A 284-nucleotide genomic window follows, 5' to 3' on the forward strand; every position below is an offset into this window, starting at 1 on the left:
CTCGACGCACTAGTCGCGGGGGCCAACGCGGCGACGGCACGTTTCGGTATCGATTCGAGCCCTCGCCGCGTGCGTTATTTTATGGCGCAATCGTCATATGAAACGCAGGGCTACACCAAATTTGTCGAAAACCTGACGTACACGACCCCCGAGCGGTTGGTCGCTGTGTGGCCCTCACGATTCACAATGGATCAGTCGGATTCCAGCAAGGCGTACGCTCCAAATTACACAAATAACCCGCAGAAGCTTGCGAATCTGGTGTACGCATCGCGCATGGGTAATGG

The 284-nt window shown here is 56.0% G+C and carries 1 protein-coding gene; it reads left to right on the forward strand.

All coding sequences use genetic code 11. The annotated features are described in order from the left end of the window. A partial coding sequence (locus ACZ2V4_RS11740) for a hypothetical protein (protein WP_490514954.1) occupies positions 1 to 284 on the forward strand: 284 nt, incomplete at both ends.

Source organism: Macrococcus sp. CoH-51_TC_04, assembly GCF_058188655.1.